This is a genomic window from Dactylosporangium sp. NPDC005572, assembly GCF_040605515.1.
Classification (GTDB): Bacteria; Actinomycetota; Actinomycetes; order Mycobacteriales; family Micromonosporaceae; genus Dactylosporangium.
Map to the genome: position 1 here is coordinate 1 of NZ_JBEXCY010000371.1, position 5,812 is coordinate 5,812.

Consider the following 5,812-nt stretch of genomic DNA (forward strand, 5'->3'; position numbering starts at 1 on the left):
ATTAACCCCCCAAACCCGAAAAAACATATAACTCGGGGTGTTATTGTTTTTAAGCGGTGGCCCCGCCCCACCCGCGGGGGCCGCCGCCCGGGCGGCGGAGTCGGCGGCGGCCGCGCAGCGCGCGTGGGCGGCGACGCCGCACCCCGAACGGGCCGCGGTCCTGCGCCGCGCCGGGGCGCTGTTCGCCGCCCATGCCGACGAGATCGCCTGGTGGAACATCCGCGAGGTGGGCGCGATCCCCGGGATGGCCGGCTTCGCAGTACACACGGCGGAGCAGGAATGCTATGAGGCGGCCGGCCTGCCGAGCCGCCCCTATGGCGAGCTGCTGCCGAGCGAGCAGCCACGGCTGTCGATGGCCCGCCGCGGCCCGGCCGGCGTCGTCGGCGTCATCGCGCCGTTCAACGTGCCGATCATCCTCGGCATCCGCTCGGTCGCGCCGGCCCTGGCGCTGGGCAACGCCGTCATCCTCAAGCCCGACCCGCGCACCGCGGTCACCGGCGGCGTCACCATCGCCCGCGTCTTCGAGGAGGCCGGCCTGCCGCCGGGCGTGCTGCAGGTCCTCCCCGGCGGCGCCGACGTCGGCGAGGCGATCGTCACCCACCCCCTGGTCCGGGTCGTCTCGTTCACCGGCTCGACCGCCGCCGGCCGCCGCGTCGGCGAGCTTGCCGGCCGCCACCTCAAGCGGGCCCACCTCGAACTGGGCGGCAACTCGGCCCTGATCGTCCTCGACGACGCCGACCTCGACGCGGCCGTCGGCCTGGCCGCGTGGGGCAGCTTCTTCCACCAGGGCCAGATCTGCATGACCACCGGCCGCCACCTGGTGCACGAACGGCTCTACGACGACTTCGTCGAACGCCTGGCCGCGAAGGCCTCCCACCTGCCGGTCGGTGACCCGGCCCGGGACCAGGTCGCGCTCGGCCCGGTCATCGACGAGGGGCAGCGCGACAAGATCCACGACCTGGTCACCGCGAGCGCGGCGTCCGGCGCCCGCGTGGCCGCCGGTGGTTCGTACGACCGCCTCTTCTACCCGGCGACGGTGATCGCGAACGCCGGCCCGGACACCCCGGCGTTCGCCCAGGAGATCTTCGGCCCGGTCGCCCCGGTGGCCCGCTTCACCGACGCCGAGGAGGCGGCCGAGCTGGCCGCCGCGAGCGAGTACGGCCTGTCGCTGGGCATCGTCACCCGCGACGTGATGCGGGGCCTCGCGTTGGCCGACCGCCTCCCGACGGGCATCGTCCACATCAACGACCAGACGGTGAACGACGAGGCCAACGCCCCGTTCGGCGGCGTGGGAGCCTCCGGCACGGGCGCCCGCTTCGGCGGCGCCGCGGCGAACATCGAGGCCTTCACGGAGACCCGCTGGGTCACCGTCCGCGGCGACGCCGCCCGCTATCCGTTCTAGGCTCACGGCATGAGGTTCGACCAGCACACACTCGTCCTGCTGGTGCGGCCACCGGACGCGCCGGAGCTGAGCCCGGCCGAGGCCGACGCCCTGCAGGACGCCCACCTGGCGTTCCGCGCCGACCTGCGCGACCAGGGCTACCTGGTCGGCGGCGGCCCGCTGGTGGACCAGGACGACGAGACCCTGCGCGGCATCTCGGTGATGTCGGTCGACCCGGCGCGGGCCCGCGAGCTGTGCAGCGCGGACCCCGCCGTGCGGGCCGGCCGGCTCGCGGTCCAGGTGATGACCTGGATGGTCCCGGCCGGCAACATCCACTTCGAGCCCGTGCCCGCCCCGCGTTCGATGGCGGAGGCGTCCGCCGACGACTGACAGTGAGCCGGTCGGCCGGCCGGCTCAGGTGTCGGTGCCGGGTGCGAGCCCGTCGACGATGAGCCTGGCCATCGCGGTGATCTCGTCGCGCGTCATCGTGGCATCGACCTTCAGACCGTCGAGGACGGCGAGCACCTCGGCGGCCGACGTCGGCCGCTGGTGCACCAGCCACTGGTCGAGCAGCGCGGCGTCCTCCCAGGACATGCCGGCCTGCTGCATCGACAGCGCGAACTCGCTCAGATCGGCCGGGTCCGGCTCGGAGCGCGGCGGTGGGCCGTACCGGGGCCGGTGGTCCGCGCGCGCGGGCGCGAGCGGGTCGGCGGTCAGCGCGCCCGGCATGCGGGCACACTGCAGGTACAGCGTGGTGAGGCGCGGCAGCGGATAGTGGTGCAGCTGGCGGGTCCGCTCGGTGAGCAGCAGCGAGCGCAGCGCCCAGCGCTCGACCTGCCGGGCCCGGTTGGCGATGTCCTGCCTGGCGTCGTCGGGGACCCTTGAGCCGAGCATCCGGCGCAGCCATCCGGCGGCGGCGGCCGGCGGTTCGGGCGTGGCCGCGACCCGGTCCCAGTTCCGGGCGAAACGCGCCGCGAGGTCGTTGTCCAGCCGGCGCCAATCCCCGGGCGGTTCGTCGGCCTTGCTGGCGAAGGCCTCCGGTGCGGTGTCGCGCAGCAGCAGCCACAGCGCGTCCCCGGGGTCCCACGCAGACCGTGGTTCCGGGTCGCGCTTCCGCCGCCGCCACGGGCGCTCGTCGCGTGGCAGGCGGCCGAGGTACTGCTGCCGGAAGCCCCGCGATCCGAGCCGCGCCGAACGAATCCAGCGCCGCACCGACCAGCCGATGGCGATCAGGAGCAGTCCGCCGACGAACCAGCTGAGGCCGACGCCGGTATCAGTCAGCCACGCCCAGTTGCCGAACGCCGTCGACTGGCCGGCCGGTTTGAGGTCGACGGTCGCGTCGAAGACGGTCACGACCCCGATCAGGCCGAGCACCCCGCCGAGCAGGCCGCTGAGCTTCTGCACGACGTCGGACTCGCGCACGCGCCACTCGTCGAACTCGTAGCCGACGATCCGGAGCAGGTCGTCGTACATGGCCTTGATCCGGTTCGCCTCCCGCTCGGTGTGCCGGGCGTGCATGGCGATCTTCTCGAACAGGCCCGCCCGGACGATCGCCGCCCGCAGTCCCTCGGCGCCGGGGTGGCTCTCGGTCAGGCGGTCGTCGAAGTCCACGTGCAGCTGGTCGGTCGCCGCGTCGACCCGGGTCACGCACTCGCTGGCCCGGTTGGACAGTTCGGCGACGTCGCCGACACCCTGCTGGAGCACCTGGTGGAGCAGCTCGACGGCGTGGCGGAGGGTGTCGTGGATGCGGCGCTGGCTGATGATGTGCGTGGACAGCGAGTCCCACAGCAGTTCGGCCCGCGCCGCCACCTTGTCGTAGACGGCCAGGTGGCTGGCGAGGATCTGCAGGTCGCGGTGGACGTCGTGCAGGTAGCTCGCGCCCCGGCCCTCGACGTCGGTCAGGCTGGTGATGACCTCGGCCGCCCGGTCCTCCTGCACGCTCAACGCGGCCAGTTTCGCCGTGCTCGCCGCGTCGTCGGCGGCGCTGCCGGGCGGCCGGTTCGCTCCACGCACCCGGACGATCAGGTAGTGCGCACGGCTCAGCCGCCGATGCTTGTCCTCGTACACCGGCGGCGGCACCCGCATGCCGCGAACAAACCGGCGCATGACGTCGAACTCGCCGGACACGATGCTGCTCGCGGCGACGCAGTCGGTCGGGTCGCCGAGGCCGAGCAGCTCCCTGGCGAGGATCCTCCGGTCCCGGGCACCCCCCTCAGCGGCACACAGCATGGGCACCCAGAAGATCGGCAGCACGTTCTTGCGGCCGTACGCCCGCAGCTCCGCCTCGGGCATGAAGCAGTCGAGCAGGTCGATGAGTTGCCGCAGGACGGTGTGGTACCGCTTCACGTACTCGGTGAGCTCCGAGACGGTGATCTCCGTGCGCAGCCACGGGTCCGGCTCGAACGGATACTCCTGCGACCTCGGCGGGCGGTACCGCTCGTGCCACGGCGTGCCGCTCCAGATCGACACGCTCACGTGACACATCGGCTTGTCGAGATAGAAGTCGAACCGCAGGTCGAGCGCCACCAGATGCTCGCGATGCCCGCCCTCAACCCACCGGACCGGCGGTTGCTCGTCCGGGTCGGGATGAACGTCGTCCCGGTAAGGGTCCGTCACCGCGTGCAGCCGCCGCGGGTCCATGACGACGCGATGCCGGATCTCGCGGAGCCGCTCCCGGCGTTCCTCCATCGGGATGTCGACCCGGTCGGTGACGTGCCCGCGCAGCCGGTCGACGTCCTGCCGCAGGTCGGCCAGGGTCTGGGTGGCCTGCGCCGACCCGGCCAGGTGGTAGTCGACGGTCTCGCCGCCCTTGTCACGGCCGATCCACGCGTGGCCGATCCCGCCGCGGCCCTGGAGCAGGTGGCGCAGCAGCGCCTCGTGGCCGAGGCGGTCCTTCCGGTGGCGACAGCCGATGTCCTCCCGCCCGGCGTGGCCGTTGAGCTCCCAGGCCGAGGTGGCGACCATGACCAGCCGGTGCAGCAGCGGCCGGTCGTCCGCCGGGCCGGCGACGACCGGGGCCGGGGCCGCCGGGCCGGAATCGCGATCCGCCATGGTGATCGACCCTAAACGGACCGTAGTCGGACCAGATCGCCCGAACGGTCGAAGGCGGATCCGGTCGGGTCCGGGTCTGGAACCACTCGGCCACGCCGGACGCGACGTCAGTCGGGCAGACCGGCCCGCAGTACACCGTCCGTTGAGCCGTCGGTGAGGGTCACGAAGTCAGCGAGCGCCGGCGGCAAAGGCACGAGCGAGGTGGGCGTTCCGGCGCTCGATCAACCGGCACATGTACCGCTCCAGCAAGAGCGCATCGACGGTCCGGCCGAGCGCGCCGAGCGGGGCGGCGAAGTCGACGACATCGCGCATGATCGTGGCCGTCGCGGACTCGTCCCAGCTGAAGGTGTGTTCGTGGTGCCAGTGCCGGAACGGGCCAGTGACCTGCTCGTCGACGAAGCGATGAGGGCGGTCGTATGCGCTGATGCGAGAGGTCATGCGCCACCTCACCCCGAAGTGACGAGCGGCCCAGGTGACGGTGTCCCCCAGCGACATCCGCCCCGAGTCGACACCGGCCACTACGCGTTCCCGGGATCGGGCCATGGAGGCGGTGTGCGCATCCACGTCAAGGGAGAGGTCGAAGACCTGTTCTGCCGGAGCCCGGACCACGGTGGTCAGATCAATCAAGGCCACGGCGGCAACCTACGCCATCGCGGTGTCGACCCCCAGCCGCCGACGCGGGCCACGACGCAATGACGCCGGCTCAGGAGATCAGAATCACGAAGACCTCGTCATCGGCAAGGTCCGCGATGGTGGTGCGCAACAGACCCAGAGTGTCGGTGACGGCTTCCTGGAGCTCGTCATCCGAGAGTTCGTCGTCGTAGCTCTCCGTGAATTCGCGGATCTCCTCGACCCGGTACTCGGCCGGGTCGAGTCGTGGCAGTAGCGCCCGGTGCTCGGTAGTCAGGACGGTGGCGTACGGAGTGTCCGGATCGGTGCGGACCTTCGGTCGATCGGGACGCCCCGGTCGGCCAGGAAGGTCAGTATGTCCAGCATCAGGTAGCCGGAGTAAGGGAAGACGTCCGGGTCGAGTCGGCGCCCGAACTCCTCGGCGATTTTGTTGCACCGGCATGCGCACGAGCAGGTCGCGGTGGACGACCTAGAGCAGCGCGATAGCCGACATCGGCTCAACCTAGCGGAGTGTCACCCAGGTCCTGATACCGCTCGAGGTCATTGTCGGGCTCCACTTGATCCGTTACACATCAGCTTCACTTGAAGGGTGGCAGTCGGCCGGAGCTCTTCAGTCCTGCTGTCACAGTGAGTAACCAGCATGCCGTCCTACCGCCGGGCTAGCGATCCTCGATGCCGGTCGAGACGCGCAGTCAGCGGCAGATGAGGATGCCGGCAGTGGCCAGCCGCCTCTTGTTTGATCCTGCCGGG

The 5,812-nt window shown here is 71.4% G+C and carries 5 protein-coding genes; 2 read left to right on the forward strand and 3 right to left on the reverse strand.

Annotation, left to right across the window (positions count from 1 at the left end):
• The first annotated feature begins 37 nt into the window (after positions 1 to 37).
• Positions 38 to 1,402 (forward strand): aldehyde dehydrogenase family protein, encoded by a 1,365-nt coding sequence (locus tag ABZS66_RS60065; RefSeq protein WP_354773717.1) that lies wholly within the window; start codon positions 38 to 40, stop codon positions 1,400 to 1,402.
• Positions 1,403 to 1,411: 9 nt separating this feature from the next.
• Entirely contained in the window at positions 1,412 to 1,771 is a 360-nt protein-coding gene (locus tag ABZS66_RS60070) for a YciI family protein (RefSeq protein ID WP_354773719.1), read from the forward strand.
• A 24-nt stretch (positions 1,772 to 1,795) separates the two neighbouring features.
• Here the strand turns inward: ABZS66_RS60070 and ABZS66_RS60075 are convergent, their stop codons facing one another.
• The 3 genes from ABZS66_RS60075 to ABZS66_RS60085 form a co-directional block, all read right to left on the reverse strand.
• The gene (locus ABZS66_RS60075) at positions 1,796 to 4,432 is read right to left on the reverse strand and encodes a hypothetical protein (RefSeq protein WP_354773721.1); all 2,637 of its coding nucleotides are present in this window, start codon (positions 4,430 to 4,432) and stop codon (positions 1,796 to 1,798) included.
• A 168-nt stretch (positions 4,433 to 4,600) separates the two neighbouring features.
• Positions 4,601 to 5,065, reverse strand: coding sequence for an SRPBCC family protein (locus ABZS66_RS60080; protein WP_354773723.1), 465 nt, complete (start codon positions 5,063 to 5,065; stop codon positions 4,601 to 4,603).
• Positions 5,066 to 5,135: 70 nt separating this feature from the next.
• The gene (locus ABZS66_RS60085; RefSeq protein WP_354773725.1) at positions 5,136 to 5,504 is read right to left on the reverse strand and encodes a hypothetical protein; all 369 of its coding nucleotides are present in this window, start codon (positions 5,502 to 5,504) and stop codon (positions 5,136 to 5,138) included.
• Positions 5,505 to 5,812: the final 308 nt, after the last annotated feature.